Source organism: Pseudomonas sp. H26/SER47-MNA-CIBAN-0231 (assembly GCF_040310465.1).
In the GTDB taxonomy this organism is placed as follows: domain Bacteria; phylum Pseudomonadota; class Gammaproteobacteria; order Pseudomonadales; family Pseudomonadaceae; genus Aquipseudomonas; species Aquipseudomonas atacamensis.
Window position 1 is genome coordinate 398,952 of the sequence record NZ_JBEOPW010000001.1, and the last position, 15,591, is coordinate 414,542.

Consider the following 15,591-nt stretch of genomic DNA (forward strand, 5'->3'; position numbering starts at 1 on the left):
GCCTTTTTATTGTGATTACTGGGCTTGTTCGGCAGCCAGTTCTTCCAGATCGATATAGCGGTTGCCGATGCGCGGGTGCAGGCGGCCACCGTCGGCGCAACCGAGCACGACGACGATTTCGTCGGCACGCGGCGCGTCTTCGATCTGCATTTCCAGGGTGATGTAGTGCGAACGCAGGCCTTCGTCGTCCTTGTGCATCATCGGGATCTGAATCGACGTGCCCGGGCCGCCGCGCTTGTTGGTAAAGCTCAGGTAACTCTTGGCTTTCACCGCTTCGCGATAGTGGTTACCGAAGCGCAGGGTGTGGATCACCGCCGACGCGTGCTCGATCTCGCCGTCAGCGCCGACGACCGCCGCTTTGCCGTAGGCCTCGATCTTCTCGGCACCGCCGATGATCCCGACCAGGCGTTCGACCATCATTGCGCCGAGGTCGGAGCAGTTGGCGCGGATCTGCGGCTTGAGGTCTTCGACAAAACCGTTGCCCACCCACGGGTTCTTCATCACCACGGCGAGGCCGACCATGGTCACCGGCTTGTCAGTAGCCTTGCCGCCTTCAATGAAGGTTTCTTCGACATAGCTGACGATCTTGCGAATTTCGAAACTCATGAGCTGCTCCGTTGGGGGATTGAGAGTGTCTGTGCGTCTGATGGTATACCATAATACCGATCGTGCAAGTGCTCACGGGAAATTTCTAGTTCAATAGGGGGCTGCGGCCGCCGTGGGTGGCATCTGGCTTTAGAGGGGAAGCCTGAGGAAGCGCTTGAAAATCAAATCGAACATGACAGCCAACCGTGAGATAAAGTCGCGTTTTTCAGGAAAGGATGCTCACGGAAGATGCTTGTTTACATTTCAACCTATTTGATTGCTGCTCTGATTCTCGAAGTAATCAGGCGCAACATGAATGCTCCACTGTTTATCCGAACAAGGCTTAAACATTTTCCGTGGAAGCTCAACTACAGCTGCCGTTGGTGGGGAACTGATGAATACCTGGCCGCAATTACACTCTCGGCCTTCGTGTTGTTTCTGGTGCTCGGCATCTGGATTCGTCTGGGTATTCCCATCTACAAACCTTACGGATGGGGTCTCTGGGCGATTATCTGCATCTGCTCGTCGGTACTCTCAATCAGGCATTTCGGCCTCGTACGGAAATTTGTAGCAAATATCTGGTGGTTGACACTTACAGCCGCTGTGATTGCTGTCGGTTTCGGGCTGTTTGCAAACGCCTTGGCTGATGCTTTTATTGTCAATTACACCCGAATTGATGCCGCCCAGTTTCCAATCGCTCAGAAATCGCTGGGCATGCTGATGCTGGTGTTTTGCTGGATTTACTCTGGAACGCTTTTGCTTAGCGTGGTTGTCATCTTTGCGTATTTCTATGCAAATGTAATGACCCCGGATTCTGCTGATCCGCTCAAAGACATATGTCTGCCGCCTCAGTTCGGGAAGGGTTACAGAACAGGGCGGAGCGAAACCAGACGCAAATCAATGCGTCTGATTGTCCTGTCTGGTTCACTATTCACTGTCCTTAGTTCTTGGAATTTCTGGGACGTTGTGATTAGTCACGCCGAAGAAACCGTTCAGGAAACACTGGTTTTTGCTTCGTTCCACCTTCACCCTCGCGATTGCGATATTCCCGGCCGACCCCAAGGTGCGAGAGCGGCATTGATCAGCGAAGGGCGCGTAGTTGTTGCGACACCCGTTTCTAAGGGCTACGTATTTGAAACCCTGAAATGCAAAATGCAATCGATCGAACAATTGCAGCGCCAGTCCAGTGACAGGTTGAAACTTGATTACTACCTGTGAAAGCAAGGGGGCAGACTTTGTAGTTCAAGTCGTCATCACTCCTGCGAATAGCCCTTTATTCACCCCCAGCCTTCACGCCATGCGGTTAACAAAAGATAACGCGGCGCCGATTGTCAGACATTTGCAAAGCCCGATAGGATGAGCCAGCTTCCGAAGGGGCTCTGGATTGCGGGTTTCAGGACTATGCTTCTGAAACGCCACTAGCCGAGCACCCTTGCGGCGCCCTTGAAGGCCCGATGGCCCAACAATAATAAATAGGGGAAGGTCTATGAGTCGTTGCCGCCCGCCGGCGTTACGCAACACCGCGTTGCTGGCCACAGCACTCTCACTGCTGGGCTTTGCCACGTTATCGGCACCTGTGATTGCCGCCGAGGCCCCGGCTGACGTGGTCTATGCCACTGAATCGGCCAAGGCCGCAAAAAGCCTGATTCTCGATGTCGTCCATGCCGGCGCGCGTCTGGTCGCGGTCGGCGATCGCGGGCACGTCGTCTATTCCGATGACCAGGGCAAAACCTGGACCCAGGCCAAGGTGCCGACCCGGCAACTGCTCACTGCCGTGTATTTCGTCGATGACAAAAACGGCTGGGCCGTGGGCCACGACGCACAAATTCTCGCCAGCGCAGACGGCGGTCTGACCTGGACCAAGCAATTCGAAGACCTCGCACGCGAATCGCCGCTGCTCGACGTCTGGTTCAAGGACGCCAGCAGCGGCTTTGCCGTGGGCGCCTACGGCACGCTGCTGGAAACCACCGACGGCGGCAAAAACTGGGAAGACGTCAGCGATCGCCTCGACAACGAAGACCAGTTCCACCTCAACGCCATCGCCGCCGTGAAAGACGCCGGGCTGTTCATCGTCGGCGAGTCCGGCAGCATGTTCCGCTCCGCCGATAACGGCCAGACCTGGGAAAAGCTTGAAGGCCCGTACGAAGGTTCGCTGTTCGGCGTGATCGGCACGGCGCAGCCGCAGACCCTGCTGGCGTACGGCTTGCGCGGCAATCTTTATCGCTCCACTGATTTCGGCAGCAACTGGGAGCAGGTCGAACTCAAAGCCGCACGCGGTGCGCTGGAGTTCGGCCTGTCCGGCGGCACGCTGCTGGAAGACGGCTCGATCGTCATCGTCGGCAACGGCGGCTCGGTGATCAGCAGCAGCGACAACGGCGAAACCTTCAGCGTGTTCAACCGCCCGGATCGCATTTCGCTGTCGTCGGTCACCGCCGCCGGCAACGGCAACCTGATTCTGACCGGGCAGGGTGGCTTGCACATCACCCAGCCAAACGGTGCCGAGACCAATAACAAGAAGGCGGGGCTATGACTTCCTTGATCACTCCTCAGCAGGAAAAGGCGACGGTTCTCGAGCGCCTGATCTTCAACAACCGTCCGGCCGTGATCCTGATCTGCCTGGTGGTGAGCATTTTCCTGTTCTGGCAGGCCACGCTGATTCGGCCGTCGACCAGTTTTGAAAAAATGATCCCGCTGCAGCATCCCTTCATCGAAAAGATGATGGAGCACCGCAACGATCTGGCGAACCTCGGCAACACCGTGCGTATTTCGGTGGAGGCCACCGACGGCGACATCTTCTCCAAGGAGTACATGGAGACCCTGCGCCAGATCAACGACGAAGTGTTCTACATTTCCGGCGTCGACCGTTCCGGCCTCAAATCGCTGTGGAGCCCGAGCGTACGCTGGACCGAAGTGACCGAAGAGGGTTTCGCCGGCGGCGAAGTGATTCCGCAGAGCTACAACGGCTCGCAGGACAGCCTCGATCTGCTGCGCAACAACGTGCTCAAGTCCGGCCAGGTCGGGCGTCTGGTGGCCAACGATTTCAAGTCGAGCATCGTCGACATCCCACTGCTGGAGGCCTATCCGGACCCGCAGGACCAAGGCAAGTTGCTGGCGCTGGACTATCGCCAGTTCTCCCATGAGCTCGAAGACAAGATCCGCAACAAGTTCGAAGCGCAGAACCCCAACATCAAGATCCACATCGTCGGTTTCGCCAAGAAAGTCGGCGACCTGATCGACGGTCTGGTGATGGTGGTGCTGTTCTTCGGTGTCGCCTTCGTCATCACCCTGATTCTGCTGCTGTGGTTCACCAACTGCCTGCGCAGCACCATCGCGGTGTTGAGTACGACGCTGGTGGCGGTGGTCTGGCAACTGGGGTTGATGCACTTCTTCGGCTTCGGGCTCGACCCGTATTCAATGCTGGTGCCGTTCCTGATTTTCGCCATCGGCATTTCCCACGGCGTGCAGAAGATCAACGGTATCGCCCTGCAATCCAGCGAGGCCGAGAACGCCCTGACCGCTGCACGGCGCACCTTCCGCCAGTTGTTCCTGCCGGGGATGATCGCGATTCTGGCCGATGCGGTGGGCTTCATCACCCTGCTGATCATCGACATCGGCGTAATCCGTGAACTGGCCATCGGCGCGTCTATCGGCGTTGCGGTGATCGTGTTCACCAACCTGATCCTGCTGCCGGTGGCGATTTCCTATGTCGGCATCAGCAAGCGCGCGATTGCCAAGAGCAAGAAAGATGCGAACCGCGAGCACCCGTTCTGGCGCCTGCTGTCGAACTTCGCCAGCCCGAAAGTCGCGCCGATTTCGGTAGCGCTGGCGCTGATCGCCTTCGGCGGCGGCCTCTGGTACAGCCAGAACCTGAAGATCGGCGACCTCGACCAGGGCGCGCCGGAACTGCGTCCGGACTCGCGCTATAACAAGGACAACAACTTCATCATCAGCAACTACTCGACCAGCTCCGACGTGCTGGTGGTGATGGTCAAGACCAAGGCCGAAGGCTGCTCGCGCTACGAAGCGATGGCGCCGATCGATCAGCTGATGTGGAAGATGCAGAACACCGAGGGCGTGCAGTCGGCGATCTCGCTGGTGACCGTGTCCAAGCAGATGATCAAGGGCATGAACGAGGGCAACCTGAAATGGGAAACCCTGTCGCGCAACCCGGACGTACTGAACAACTCGATCGCCCGCGCCGATGGCCTGTACAACAACAGCTGCTCGCTGGCACCGGTACTGGTGTTCCTCAACGACCACAAGGCCGAAACCCTCGACCGTGCGGTGCAAGCGGTGCAGGAGTTTGCCAAGGAAAACAACAAGGACGGCCTGGAGTTCATCCTCGCTGCCGGTAACGCCGGGATCGAAGCGGCCACCAACGAAGTCATCAAACAGGCCGAGCTGACCATCCTGATTCTGGTGTACATCTGCGTGGCAGTGATGTGCATGATCACCTTCCGCTCGTGGGCGGCGACGCTGTGCATCGTCCTGCCGCTGGTGCTCACCTCGGTACTCGGCAACGCGCTGATGGCGTTCATGGGCATCGGCGTGAAGGTTGCGACGCTGCCGGTGGTGGCGTTGGGCGTGGGGATTGGCGTGGATTACGGCATCTACATCTACAGCCGCCTGGAAAGTTTCCTGCGTGCCGGGCTGCCGTTGCAGGAAGCCTATTACCAGACGCTGAAGTCGACCGGTAAAGCGGTGCTGTTCACCGGCCTGTGCCTGGCGATCGGCGTGTGCACCTGGATCTTCTCGGCGATCAAGTTCCAGGCCGACATGGGCCTGATGCTGACCTTCATGCTGCTGTGGAACATGTTCGGTGCGCTGTGGCTGCTGCCGGCGCTGGCCAAGTTCCTGATCAAGCCTGAGAAGCTGGCGGGGCAGAAGGGCAATTCGCTGTTTGCCCACTGATCTGACAGGCTGAAACGACAAAGCCGCAACCTTTGGGGGTTGCGGCTTTTTTTGTGCTTCAAGATCAAGAGCCCCTCACCCTAGCCCTCTCCCGGAGGGAGAGGGGACTGACCGAGGGGTGCGGCTAGATATATCGACCTGAAATACCGAGTCGGTTATGGATTCACAGCAGAACGTTCAAGTCGGCGTAAATCTCAAATATTCCCCAATCGGTCCCCTCTACCTCTGGGAGAGGGCTAGGGTGAGGGCAAGCGGTCTCAAGCCCTAAGAAAGCTCAGCGCCAAGCACCACACTCAACGCACTACGCGCATCATCCAGCTGCACCAGCGTCGCATGCCGGGCGCCCAGGGCATCACGATTCTCGATCGCGGTCAGGATCGCCTTGTGCCTGGGCAACGCCAGTTCATGCAGATTCGGCCGCTGATTGGAATGCTTCAACGCCTCGGCAATCGCTACCGCCAACATGTTGCACAGGTTCGCCAGCAAGTCGTTGTGCGTCGCATCGGCGATGCGGCTGTGGAAGTCCAGGTCCGGCTGCAACAGCGCTTCCGGAGTCGGCGCGGCTTCCATGCGTTGATAGGCTTCGTTGATCGCGGCGATGTCGGCATCGGTTGCGTGCTGGGCGGCGAGGGCGGCAGCTGCCGGTTCGATGATGCTGCGCACGCTGGTCAGCACGTTGAAGAACTCATTTTGCGGGCTGCTCTGCATCAACCAGTGCAGCACGTCCGGGTCGAGCATGTGCCATTCGCGGCGAGCCTTGACCACGGTGCCGACGCGCGGTTTGGAATACACCAGACCCTTGGCCACCAGCACCCGCGTCGCTTCGCGCAATACCGGACGACTGACCGCGTACTCCTCGCACAGCAGGGCTTCGGCGGGCAGTTTGTCGTCGGGCAAAAAGCGTCCGGAGACGATCTGCATGCCCAGTTCCTGGACGATGCGCGAGTGCATGCTTTTACGGTCGGAAGGTTTGCGGTAATCCATGGGGAGTGGCGCGATCCTGAGCGATGGAGATGCCGCGCATCATAGCAGGCACGGCACAATCTTGAGGTAGGCAATGATCGTTCCCACGCTCTGCGTGGGAATGCCTCAAGGGACGCTCCGCGTTCCAGCTCTGAAAGGGACGCGGAGCGTCCCGGGCTGCATTCCCACGCGGAGCGTGGGAACGATCAGTTGGGTGTCAGTGGGAGTGGCGCGGAACCTCGGCACCTCGGCAACCAACCAGGAAGTCAAAGTCGCAACCCTGATCCGCCTGCAGCACGTGGTCGATGTACAGTTGACGATAACCGCCCACCAGCAACTGTTGCGGTGCTTGCAGATCGGCCATGCGCGCGGCCAGTTCAGCATCCGGAATGTCCAGATGCAGACGGCCGCTGGCGCAATCGAGTTCGATCCAGTCGCCTTCCTTTACTGCCGCTAAAGGCCCGCCGGCTGCGGCTTCCGGGGCGACGTGCAAAACCACCGTGCCGTACGCGGTGCCGCTCATGCGTGCATCGGAAATACGCACCATGTCGGTCACGCCTTCTGCCAACAGTTTGGCCGGCAGGCCCATGTTGCCGACTTCAGCCATGCCCGGATAACCCTTCGGCCCGCAGTTTTTCATCACAAGAATCGAATCCTTATCGACGTCCAGCTCCGGATCGTTGATCCGCGCCTTGTACATGTCGAAGTTCTCGAACACCACGGCGCGACCGCGATGCTGCATCAGTTCAGCGCTAGCGGCGGACGGCTTGAGCACCGCACCCAGCGGCGCCAGATTGCCGCGCAACACGCAGATGCCACCGTCAGCGCGAATCGGATTGTCGAGGGTGCGGATCACTTGGTCTTCGCCGTAGATCGGCGCGTCCTTGGTGTTCTCGCCGATGGACTTGCCGTTGACCGTCAGTGCGTTCGGGTTGGGGATCAGATTGGCTTCACCGAGGCGGCGCAGTACCGCTGGCAAGCCACCGGCGTAGTAGAACTCTTCCATCAGGAAACGCCCGGACGGTTGCAGGTCGACGATGGTCGGCATGCCGCGACCGATGCGGGTCCAGTCGTCCAGGTCCAGCTCGACGCCGATGCGCCCGGCGATGGCTTTCAAGTGGATCACGGCGTTGGTCGAACCGCCGATGGCAGCGTTGACACGAATAGCGTTCTCGAAGGCTTCCTTGGTGAGGATCTTCGACAGTTTCAAATCTTCGCGAACCATCTCTACCGCACGCATGCCGGACATGTGCGCCAGCACATAACGGCGTGCATCCACCGCCGGAATCGCGGCGTTGTGCGGCAGCGAAGTGCCCAGCGCTTCAGCCATGCACGCCATGGTCGACGCGGTGCCCATGGTGTTGCAGGTGCCCGCCGAACGCGACATGCCGCCCTCGGCTGCGAGGAAGTCATCGATGGTGATGGTGCCGGCCTTGACTTGTTCGCTGAGCTGCCAGACCACGGTGCCGGAGCCGATGTCCTTGCCTTTGTGCTTGCCGTTGAGCATCGGCCCGCCGGTGACGACGATGGCCGGCACGTCGCAACTGGCCGCGCCCATCAACAGTGCTGGAGTGGTTTTGTCGCAACCGGTGAGCAGCACTACGCCGTCGATCGGGTTGCCGCGAATTGCTTCTTCAACGTCCATGCTCGCCAGGTTGCGGGTGAGCATGGCCGTCGGGCGCAGGTTCGATTCGCCATTGGAGAACACCGGGAATTCCACCGGAAAACCACCGGCCTCGATCACCCCGCGTTTGACGTGCTCCGCGATCTGGCGGAAGTGCGCGTTGCACGGTGTCAGTTCCGACCAGGTATTGCAGATGCCGATGATCGGCTTGCCGTGGAACTGATGGTCGGCGATGCCCTGATTCTTCATCCAGCTGCGGTACATGAAGCCGTTCTTGTCGGCCGTGCCAAACCATTGGGCGGAGCGCAGGGTGGGTTTCTTATCAGACATGATCGATTCTCTTATTGTAAGACTATTGTTTGCGAGCTGACGCTTAATCTAAGCTCAAAATCCGCGCTTTGGAAGAGTTGTTGGGTAATTAGTATTACTATATAGTCGTTTTCGACGGAGGGATGGCCCTGGCTGTTTTGGCGAGAGGCGTCCCCCGAGGTTCTATAAAAACAACAATCGGAGACCGATCTCATGAGCCAGGAATTGCGGCTTGTCCGGCGCATCACACTGAAACTGATTCCCTTCCTGATCCTGCTGTACCTGATCGCCTATGTGGATCGCTCCGCCGTCGGCTTCGCCAAGCTGCACATGGGCGCCGACATCGGCATCGGCGATGCGGCCTATGGCCTCGGTGCCGGGCTGTTCTTCATTGGTTACTTCCTTCTCGAGATTCCCAGCAACCTGATGCTCGAACGCTTCGGCGCGCGGCGCTGGTTCGCGCGGATCATGATCACCTGGGGCGCGATCACCATCGGCATGGCCTTCGTGCAAGGGCCGCACAGCTTCTACGTGATGCGCTTTCTGCTCGGCGCGGCCGAGGCGGGCTTCTTCCCCGGCGTGCTGTACTACATCACCCAATGGTTCCCGGTGCGCCATCGCGGCAAGATCCTCGGCCTGTTCATCCTCTCGCAACCGATCGCGATGATGATCACCGGTCCCGTGTCCGGCGGTTTGCTCGGCATGGACGGCATCCTTGGTCTGCACGGCTGGCAGTGGCTGTTCATCGTCATCGGCACGCCGGCGATCCTGCTGACCTGGCCGGTCCTGCGCTGGCTGCCGGACGGCCCGCAGCAAGTGAAGTGGATGGATCAGGCGGAAAAAGACTGGCTGACCGGCGAACTGAAAAAGGATTTGCAGGAATACGGCCAGACCCGTCACGGCAACCCTCTGCATGCGCTGAAAGACAAACGCGTGTTGCTGCTGGCGCTGTTCTATCTGCCGGTGACCCTGAGCATTTATGGCCTCGGCCTGTGGCTGCCAACGTTGATCAAACAGTTCGGCGGCAGCGATCTGGTCACCGGTTTCGTCTCTTCGGTGCCATACATTTTCGGGATCATCGGCCTGCTGATCATTCCGCGCAGCTCCGACCGCTTGAATGATCGCTACGGCCATTTGGCGGTGTTGTATGTGCTCGGTGCGCTGGGCCTGTTCCTCAGTGCCTGGCTGTCGCTGCCGGTAGCGCAACTGGCGGCGCTGTGTCTGGTGGCGTTCGCGTTGTTCTCGTGCACCGCGGTGTTCTGGACCTTGCCCGGTCGCTTCTTTGCTGGCGCGAGTGCTGCGGCGGGGATTGCCTTGATCAACTCGGTGGGCAACCTCGGCGGTTACATCGGGCCGTTCGTGATCGGCGCGTTGAAGGAATACACCGGCAATCTGGCTTCGGGGTTGTACTTCCTCTCGGGCGTGATGGTGTTCGGGCTGATTCTGACCGGCATTGTTTATCGCGTGCTGGAGCGCAAGCACGTGCTGCCCGTCGACCAGTTCGCCGCCAGCGCCCGTGGCGCGACCAGAACCTGACTGACCAACACTGGCCCCTGTGGGAGCGAGCCTGCTCGCGAAGAGGCCATCACATTCAACACTGCTGGTGACTGGTACACCGCTTTCGCGAGCAGGCTCGCTCCCACAGGGGATAGCGGCGTTTTTGATGGAACAGGAGAAAATCATGCATCTGGTTCAATTCGAATTACCCAACGGCGAGCGCCGTGTCGGCGTGGTCGACAACGGTCAGGTCCGCGAAGTCGAGGACGCCCGCAGTGTCCGTGATCTGGCCTTGGCCGCGATCGAGGCCGGCGGCTCGCTTGAGCAGCAAGTGCAAAGCCTCGGCCTCGGCGCCAGCCACGACTACGCGCAATTGCTCAAAGACCTGCGCATCCTGCCGCCACTCGATCACCCGGACCCGGCGCACATGCTGGTCAGCGGTACTGGTCTGACCCATCTGGGCAGTGCTTCGGCCCGGGACAAGATGCACCAGCAGGCCGGCGATGAAGCGGCGATGACCGACACCATGCGCATTTTCAAATGGGGCGTGGAGGGCGGTAAACCAGCGGGGGGGCAGGCCGGCGTGCAACCGGAATGGTTCTACAAGGGCGACGGCAGCATTGTCGTGCGTCCGGGGCAGCCGTTCCCGCTGCCGCCGTTCGCCGAAGACGCCGGCGAAGAGCCAGAGATGGCCGGCCTGTACGTCATCGGCAACGACGGCAAGCCTTATCGCCTCGGTTTCGCCGTCGGTAACGAGTTCTCCGATCACGTCATGGAACGCAAGAATTACCTGTACCTGGCGCACTCGAAATTGCGCAGTTGCAGTTATGGCCCGGAACTTCGTACCGGTGAATTGCCTCAACACCTTGCCGGCACCAGCCGAATCCTGCGTGACGGCGAAGTGCTCTGGCAGAACGAGTTCCTCAGCGGCGAGGCCAACATGTGCCACAGCCTGGCGAACCTTGAGTACCACCACTTCAAATACAGTCAGTTCCTGCGTCCGGGCGACGTGCACATTCACTTTTTCGGCACTGCGACCCTGTCGTTTGCCGACGGCATCCGCACCCAGCCGGGCGACACGTTCGAGATCAGCCAGGCCGACTTCGGCGCACCGCTGGTCAACGGTATCGCACCGGTTCAGGCGGCTTTTGAACCGGACAGCATCGGCACCCTTTAAGGAGATCCCATGACTCAGATTCTCGGTCACAACTACATCGGCGGTCAGCGCAGCGCCGCCGGCAGCGTCAAACTGCACTCGGTCGACGCCAGCACTGGCGAGGCCCTGCCGCACGATTTCACTCAGGCCACGGCCGAAGAAGTCGACGCCGCCGCCAAGGCCGCCGCTGCGGCTTACCCGACCTATCGCAGCCTCAGCGCCGAACGTCGCGCGCAGTTCCTCGACGCGGTCGCCGATGAACTGGATGCGCTTGGCGACGATTTCGTCGCCGTGGTCTGCCGCGAAACCGCGCTGCCGGCCGGACGCATTCAGGGCGAGCGTGGTCGCACCAGCGGGCAGATGCGTCTGTTCGCCAAAGTCCTGCGTCGCGGTGATTTCTACGGCGCGCGGATCGATCTGGCACTGCCGGATCGTCAGCCGCTGCCACGTCCGGATCTGCGTCAGTACCGCATCGGCCTCGGCCCGGTCGCCGTGTTTGGTGCCAGCAACTTCCCGCTGGCGTTCTCCACTGCCGGTGGCGATACCGCAGCAGCACTGGCCGCCGGTTGCCCGGTGGTGTTCAAGGCGCACAGCGGCCACATGGCCACGGCTGAACTGGTCGCCGACGCGATTATTCGTGCGGCGGAAAAAACCGGCATGCCTGCCGGCGTGTTCAACATGATCTACGGTGGCGGCGTCGGTGAATGGCTGGTCAAGCATCCGGCGATTCAGGCCGTTGGTTTCACCGGTTCGCTGAAGGGCGGTCGCGCCTTGTGCGACATGGCTGCCGCACGTCCGCAACCGATCCCGGTGTTCGCCGAGATGTCGAGCATCAACCCGGTGATCGTTTTGCCGCAAGCACTGGCCACACGTTCGGAAACCGTCGCCCGCGACCTCACCGCTTCGGTGGTTCAGGGGTGCGGTCAGTTCTGCACCAACCCGGGTCTGGTCATCGGTATTCGCTCGCCGCAGTTCAGCGCGTTTGTACAGCAAGTCGCCGCTGCGATCGGTGATCAACCGGCGCAAACCATGCTCAACGCCGGCACCCTCGGCAGCTATGGCAAAGGCCTGGAAAAACTCCTGGCGCACAGCGGCATCGAGCATCTGGCCGGTAATCCGCAGCAGGGCAATCAGGCGCAGCCGCAGTTGTTCAAGGCCGATGTCAGCCTGTTGATCAACGGCGATGAAGTGCTGCAGGAAGAAGTGTTCGGCCCGACCACAGTAATCGTCGAAGTGGCCGATCAGGCACAACTGAGCGCGGCGCTGCACGGCCTGCACGGTCAATTGACCGCGACGATCATCGGCGAGCCGTCTGATTTCGAGCAATTCGCCGAACTGACGCCGCTGCTGGAACAGAAGGTCGGGCGCATCCTGCTCAACGGTTATCCGACCGGTGTCGAAGTGTGCGATTCGATGGTGCATGGCGGCCCGTACCCGGCGACGTCCGATGCGCGCGGCACGTCAGTGGGCACGCTGGCGATCGATCGCTTCCTGCGCCCGGTGTGCTTCCAGAACTACCCAGACAGCTTGCTGCCCGAGCCGCTGAAAAACGCCAACCCGCTGCGGATCCAGCGCCTGGTGGATGGCAAGCCATCGCGTGAGGCGATCTAGCCAACACCGCGATTTTTTGTGTTGATCGTTCCCACGCTCTGCGTGGGAATGCAGCCCGGGACGCTCTGCGTCCCACTGGAACGCGGAGCGTCCCTTGAGGCATTCCCACGCGGAGCGTGGGAACGATCAGCTGGCACACCGCCTTCGCGAGCAGGCTCGCTCCCACAGAGGTTCCAGCAGGGGCCTCTGGATCACATTGGGCTATCATTGGCCCTTTCCCCCCAAAGAAAGACTGTTTGCCATGACTGCCCAAACCCTTCTCAACGCCCTCGAACATTGCGGTATGGTCGAAATCGATGGCCTGCACGCCTTCGAATTCGCCCTCGACGAGGACGATAACCTGCACATCGAATGCATCGATGGCCGCGAAGCCAAGCACTGGCAATTCACCCCGGCGCAGGTTGCGGCTGCGACGTTCGATGAGACGCTGCAGAGCTGGCTGATCGTCGGTTACGCCAGCGACACCAAGACCACGGGCGAGCATCGTCTGGTGTGCGTCGGCGACGTAGTCAGCAGCAGCGACGATGAGGATGACAATAATGAAGATGCGTAATTTCTGGCCTTTGCTGATGGCCGGCAGCGTCGGCGCGATGGGGCTTTCCAGCGCCTCTGCCGACACCTTGCAGTTGCTGGTCGGCTCATACACCGCCGGTTCCAGCCAAGGCATCTACCGCATGCAGTTCGACAGCGCCACCGGCCAGATCGACGCCAAGCCGCTGCAAGTGGTCAAGACCGAAAACCCGTCGTGGCTGACCCTCTCGAAAGACCAGAAGCGCTTGTTCGTGGTCAACGAAAACGGCCCGGGCCAGACTGACCCGGTCGGCCGCGTCAGCAGCTTCGCCATCGACCCGAAGACCCATGCGCTGAGCCTGATCAATCAAGTGCAGAGCCTGGGCAACGAGCCTACCCATTCCAGCCTCAGCGCTGATGCCAAACACCTGTTCGTCAGCAACTACTCGGTGATGGAAGATCCGGGCGGCACCCTGGCGGTATTGCCGGTCGATGCCGACGGCCAGCTGAAACCGGTGGTGCAGATGAGCGGCCACCCGGCCAGCCGGGTCAATCCTGAGCGTCAGGCATCGAATCACGTGCACTCGACGGTGTCGTCGCCGGACGGGCGCTATGTGTTCTCCAATGATTTGGGCGCGGACAAGGTTTTCATCTATCAATACGACCCGAAGGCCAACCCGCACTTGCCGCTAACCCCGGCGAAAACCGCCTCGGTAGCCTTGCCGGCCGGCAGTGGCCCGCGTCATCTGCTGTTCAGCGCTGACGGCAAACACGCTTGGCTGACCATGGAGATGAGTGCACAGGTCGCGGTGTTCGACTACAAGGACGGCGTACTGACCCAGACGCAACTGGTCGATCTGGCAGCGGGCCAGCCGACCTCGGACAAAGCCGGCGCGGCGCTGCATGCTTCGGCTGACGGCAAGTTTCTCTACGTGAGCAATCGCGGCACGGCCAATCAGCTCGTAGTGTTCAGCATTGATCCGGCGACCGGTCAGCTCAAAGAGCTGCAAAAGCGCTCGGTCGAAGGTGATCACCCGCGCGAGTTTGCCCTTGATCCGAGCGGTAAATTCGTCTTGATTGCCAACCAGAAGAGCAACCAGATTGTTGTCGTCGAACGCGATGCCAAGACCGGTCTGCTGGGCAAAACCGTGCAAAAACTGCCGATCGACGCGCCAAGCGATCTGAAATTCCTGGTGCGACAATAAGCCACAGGCCCCGGTCTACGGGGCCTGCATCGTTGTATTAATTGCACTGATATCGGCTAATGCTACAAAAGATTTCAAGGAGGCAACCCTCGAGCGTTACGTTTGTTTCACAGCCCGACCGGGCAAACCAAGCAAACGAACACGAGGGTTACCGCCATGAACTTCAATCTCTTCTCCGTCATCGCCGCTTCCGCCATTTCTGCCACGGTGGTATTGCCAGCCGGTGCCAACGTCGAAATCGCCAGCAAAAAATCCCACACCCAGAGCTACACCCAGAAATACCTGCAACAAAGCGCCAACTTCTACGCCGCGCTGGATCACAAAACCCAAGCCTGAAATTGCCATCTCCTTGTTGGAGCTGCCGAAGGCTGCGATCTTGATCGCAGCCTTCGGCAGCTCCTACGCGCGCGCGTAACCTGATCGTTCCCACGCTCTGCGTGGGAACGCAGCCCGGGACGCTCTGCGTCCCATTGGAACGCGGAGCGTCCCTTGAGGCATTCCCACGCGGAGCGTGGGAACGATCAATCAGAAGATCGCAGCCTTCGGCAGCTCCTGTGCGCGTACGCGTTCTGCACTCATAGGTTTTCTCTCGCGGGCAAATAGAGCCTCTAAATAATCAACGAAGCTGATATTCACCATTGCAAACCCTGAGTGGTTGCTTCGGCTTTTTTGATTGATTCTGTGGCCATCGAAACCTTTGCCCACGGAGAACACCATGGCCAGCGCAATCCTCACTTCCGCCAAACGCGGCGCCTACCTGGCCATCGGTCTGTACCTGGCCGTGGTGCTGTTCGTCAGCATCGGCGCACAGATGGAACACAGCTTCGACGCCCCGATCGACGTCGCCCACCCCGGCATCCAGTTCGAACTGCGCTCGCAAAGCGCGATGGTCGACAGGGCCGAACTCGCAGGAGTCGGCGGCGCATGAAAGGCTACAGACTCTGGGTCATCGCCAGCCTCGCGCTGATGACCAACGGCGCCTCACTCTTGGGATTTGGCCAAGGCTCGGTGGGTGGCTTGGCCCGGGCCATAGAGACCAACCACAACATCGCGCACAACATTGAACGCGCCAACACGCTGGGGCTGATGGCCGGCAATCCACCGGTCAAGGTCGCGGTGGATTTTCTCGGGCCGTTTGAAGTGGATTGCATGGCGCTGGGCATGTGCAACGCCCTGGCCTGACGAAGATCGTTCCCACGCTCTGCGTGGGAATGCCTCAA

At 60.1% G+C, this 15,591-nt stretch carries 15 protein-coding genes; 11 read left to right on the forward strand and 4 right to left on the reverse strand.

The window, feature by feature from the left end:
- Nucleotides 1-15: 15 nt before the first annotated feature.
- Complete coding sequence (locus AAEZ10_RS01870) at nucleotides 16-606, reverse strand: amino acid synthesis family protein (protein ID WP_073471126.1); 591 nt, start codon at nucleotides 604-606, stop codon at nucleotides 16-18.
- A gap of 228 nt (nucleotides 607-834) precedes the next feature.
- On the opposite strand from AAEZ10_RS01870, the gene AAEZ10_RS01875 reads away from it, so the two are divergent.
- From AAEZ10_RS01875 to AAEZ10_RS01885, 3 genes are all read left to right on the forward strand, one after another.
- Nucleotides 835-1,803, forward strand: coding sequence for a hypothetical protein (locus tag AAEZ10_RS01875; protein WP_122746065.1), 969 nt, complete (start codon nucleotides 835-837; stop codon nucleotides 1,801-1,803).
- A 268-nt stretch (nucleotides 1,804-2,071) separates the two neighbouring features.
- The gene (locus AAEZ10_RS01880; protein ID WP_350567260.1) at nucleotides 2,072-3,115 is read left to right on the forward strand and encodes a WD40/YVTN/BNR-like repeat-containing protein; all 1,044 of its coding nucleotides are present in this window, start codon (nucleotides 2,072-2,074) and stop codon (nucleotides 3,113-3,115) included.
- On the forward strand, nucleotides 3,112-5,496 hold the full coding sequence (locus tag AAEZ10_RS01885; RefSeq protein ID WP_073471124.1) for an efflux RND transporter permease subunit: 2,385 nt from the start codon (nucleotides 3,112-3,114) through the stop codon (nucleotides 5,494-5,496). The genes AAEZ10_RS01880 and AAEZ10_RS01885 overlap by 4 nt, the downstream gene beginning before the upstream one ends.
- A gap of 264 nt (nucleotides 5,497-5,760) precedes the next feature.
- On the opposite strand, the gene AAEZ10_RS01890 is transcribed toward AAEZ10_RS01885, so the two are convergent.
- Both AAEZ10_RS01890 and AAEZ10_RS01895 read right to left on the reverse strand, forming a co-directional pair.
- Nucleotides 5,761-6,480, reverse strand: a complete 720-nt coding sequence (locus tag AAEZ10_RS01890; RefSeq protein ID WP_024013185.1) for a FadR/GntR family transcriptional regulator — start codon at nucleotides 6,478-6,480, stop codon at nucleotides 5,761-5,763.
- A 196-nt stretch (nucleotides 6,481-6,676) separates the two neighbouring features.
- Nucleotides 6,677-8,413, reverse strand: a complete 1,737-nt coding sequence (locus AAEZ10_RS01895; RefSeq protein ID WP_071172698.1) for an IlvD/Edd family dehydratase — start codon at nucleotides 8,411-8,413, stop codon at nucleotides 6,677-6,679.
- A gap of 192 nt (nucleotides 8,414-8,605) precedes the next feature.
- Between AAEZ10_RS01895 and AAEZ10_RS01900 the strand changes: the two genes are divergently transcribed.
- The 6 genes from AAEZ10_RS01900 (at nucleotide 8,606) to AAEZ10_RS01925 (ending at nucleotide 14,707) form a co-directional block, all read left to right on the forward strand.
- Nucleotides 8,606-9,928 carry an MFS transporter gene (locus AAEZ10_RS01900; protein WP_024013183.1) on the forward strand — a complete coding sequence of 441 codons (1,323 nt, stop codon included), beginning with the start codon at nucleotides 8,606-8,608 and terminating at the stop codon, nucleotides 9,926-9,928.
- Between the two features lie 145 nt (nucleotides 9,929-10,073).
- Nucleotides 10,074-11,066, forward strand: coding sequence for an AraD1 family protein (araD1, locus tag AAEZ10_RS01905; RefSeq protein ID WP_350567265.1), 993 nt, complete (start codon nucleotides 10,074-10,076; stop codon nucleotides 11,064-11,066).
- Between the two features lie 9 nt (nucleotides 11,067-11,075).
- Complete coding sequence (locus AAEZ10_RS01910; protein ID WP_350567268.1) at nucleotides 11,076-12,656, forward strand: aldehyde dehydrogenase (NADP(+)); 1,581 nt, start codon at nucleotides 11,076-11,078, stop codon at nucleotides 12,654-12,656.
- A gap of 241 nt (nucleotides 12,657-12,897) precedes the next feature.
- Entirely contained in the window at nucleotides 12,898-13,209 is a 312-nt protein-coding gene (locus AAEZ10_RS01915; RefSeq protein ID WP_282386445.1) for a DUF5629 family protein, read from the forward strand.
- Nucleotides 13,196-14,371, forward strand: a complete 1,176-nt coding sequence (locus tag AAEZ10_RS01920) for a lactonase family protein (protein WP_339101451.1) — start codon at nucleotides 13,196-13,198, stop codon at nucleotides 14,369-14,371. Before AAEZ10_RS01915 ends, AAEZ10_RS01920 begins: the two co-directional genes overlap by 14 nt.
- Before the next feature lie 156 nt (nucleotides 14,372-14,527).
- Nucleotides 14,528-14,707, forward strand: a complete 180-nt coding sequence (locus AAEZ10_RS01925; RefSeq protein WP_016775003.1) for a hypothetical protein — start codon at nucleotides 14,528-14,530, stop codon at nucleotides 14,705-14,707.
- Nucleotides 14,708-14,896: 189 nt separating this feature from the next.
- Here AAEZ10_RS01925 and AAEZ10_RS01930 read toward each other — a convergent pair whose 3' ends face one another.
- Entirely contained in the window at nucleotides 14,897-15,088 is a 192-nt protein-coding gene (locus tag AAEZ10_RS01930) for a hypothetical protein (RefSeq protein ID WP_350567273.1), read from the reverse strand.
- Here AAEZ10_RS01930 and AAEZ10_RS01935 point away from each other — a divergent pair.
- Nucleotides 15,087-15,299 carry a hypothetical protein gene (locus AAEZ10_RS01935; protein WP_039763920.1) on the forward strand — a complete coding sequence of 71 codons (213 nt, stop codon included), beginning with the start codon at nucleotides 15,087-15,089 and terminating at the stop codon, nucleotides 15,297-15,299. The genes AAEZ10_RS01930 and AAEZ10_RS01935 overlap by 2 nt on opposite strands.
- Nucleotides 15,296-15,553, forward strand: coding sequence for a hypothetical protein (locus AAEZ10_RS01940; protein ID WP_350567276.1), 258 nt, complete (start codon nucleotides 15,296-15,298; stop codon nucleotides 15,551-15,553). The genes AAEZ10_RS01935 and AAEZ10_RS01940 overlap by 4 nt, the downstream gene beginning before the upstream one ends.
- Nucleotides 15,554-15,591 lie beyond the last annotated feature (38 nt).

Coding starts and splice junctions, on each gene's coding strand:
- AAEZ10_RS01870 (WP_073471126.1), bottom strand. CDS start 606: ATGAGTTTCGAAATTCGCAAGATCGTCAGCTATGTCGAAGAAACCTTC.
- AAEZ10_RS01875 (WP_122746065.1), top strand. CDS start 835: ATGCTTGTTTACATTTCAACCTATTTGATTGCTGCTCTGATTCTCGAA.
- AAEZ10_RS01880 (WP_350567260.1), top strand. CDS start 2,072: ATGAGTCGTTGCCGCCCGCCGGCGTTACGCAACACCGCGTTGCTGGCC.
- AAEZ10_RS01885 (WP_073471124.1), top strand. CDS start 3,112: ATGACTTCCTTGATCACTCCTCAGCAGGAAAAGGCGACGGTTCTCGAG.
- AAEZ10_RS01890 (WP_024013185.1), bottom strand. CDS start 6,480: ATGGATTACCGCAAACCTTCCGACCGTAAAAGCATGCACTCGCGCATC.
- AAEZ10_RS01895 (WP_071172698.1), bottom strand. CDS start 8,413: ATGTCTGATAAGAAACCCACCCTGCGCTCCGCCCAATGGTTTGGCACG.
- AAEZ10_RS01900 (WP_024013183.1), top strand. CDS start 8,606: ATGAGCCAGGAATTGCGGCTTGTCCGGCGCATCACACTGAAACTGATT.
- araD1 (WP_350567265.1), top strand. CDS start 10,074: ATGCATCTGGTTCAATTCGAATTACCCAACGGCGAGCGCCGTGTCGGC.
- AAEZ10_RS01910 (WP_350567268.1), top strand. CDS start 11,076: ATGACTCAGATTCTCGGTCACAACTACATCGGCGGTCAGCGCAGCGCC.
- AAEZ10_RS01915 (WP_282386445.1), top strand. CDS start 12,898: ATGACTGCCCAAACCCTTCTCAACGCCCTCGAACATTGCGGTATGGTC.
- AAEZ10_RS01920 (WP_339101451.1), top strand. CDS start 13,196: ATGAAGATGCGTAATTTCTGGCCTTTGCTGATGGCCGGCAGCGTCGGC.
- AAEZ10_RS01925 (WP_016775003.1), top strand. CDS start 14,528: ATGAACTTCAATCTCTTCTCCGTCATCGCCGCTTCCGCCATTTCTGCC.
- AAEZ10_RS01935 (WP_039763920.1), top strand. CDS start 15,087: ATGGCCAGCGCAATCCTCACTTCCGCCAAACGCGGCGCCTACCTGGCC.
- AAEZ10_RS01930 (WP_350567273.1), bottom strand. CDS start 15,088: ATGGTGTTCTCCGTGGGCAAAGGTTTCGATGGCCACAGAATCAATCAA.
- AAEZ10_RS01940 (WP_350567276.1), top strand. CDS start 15,296: ATGAAAGGCTACAGACTCTGGGTCATCGCCAGCCTCGCGCTGATGACC.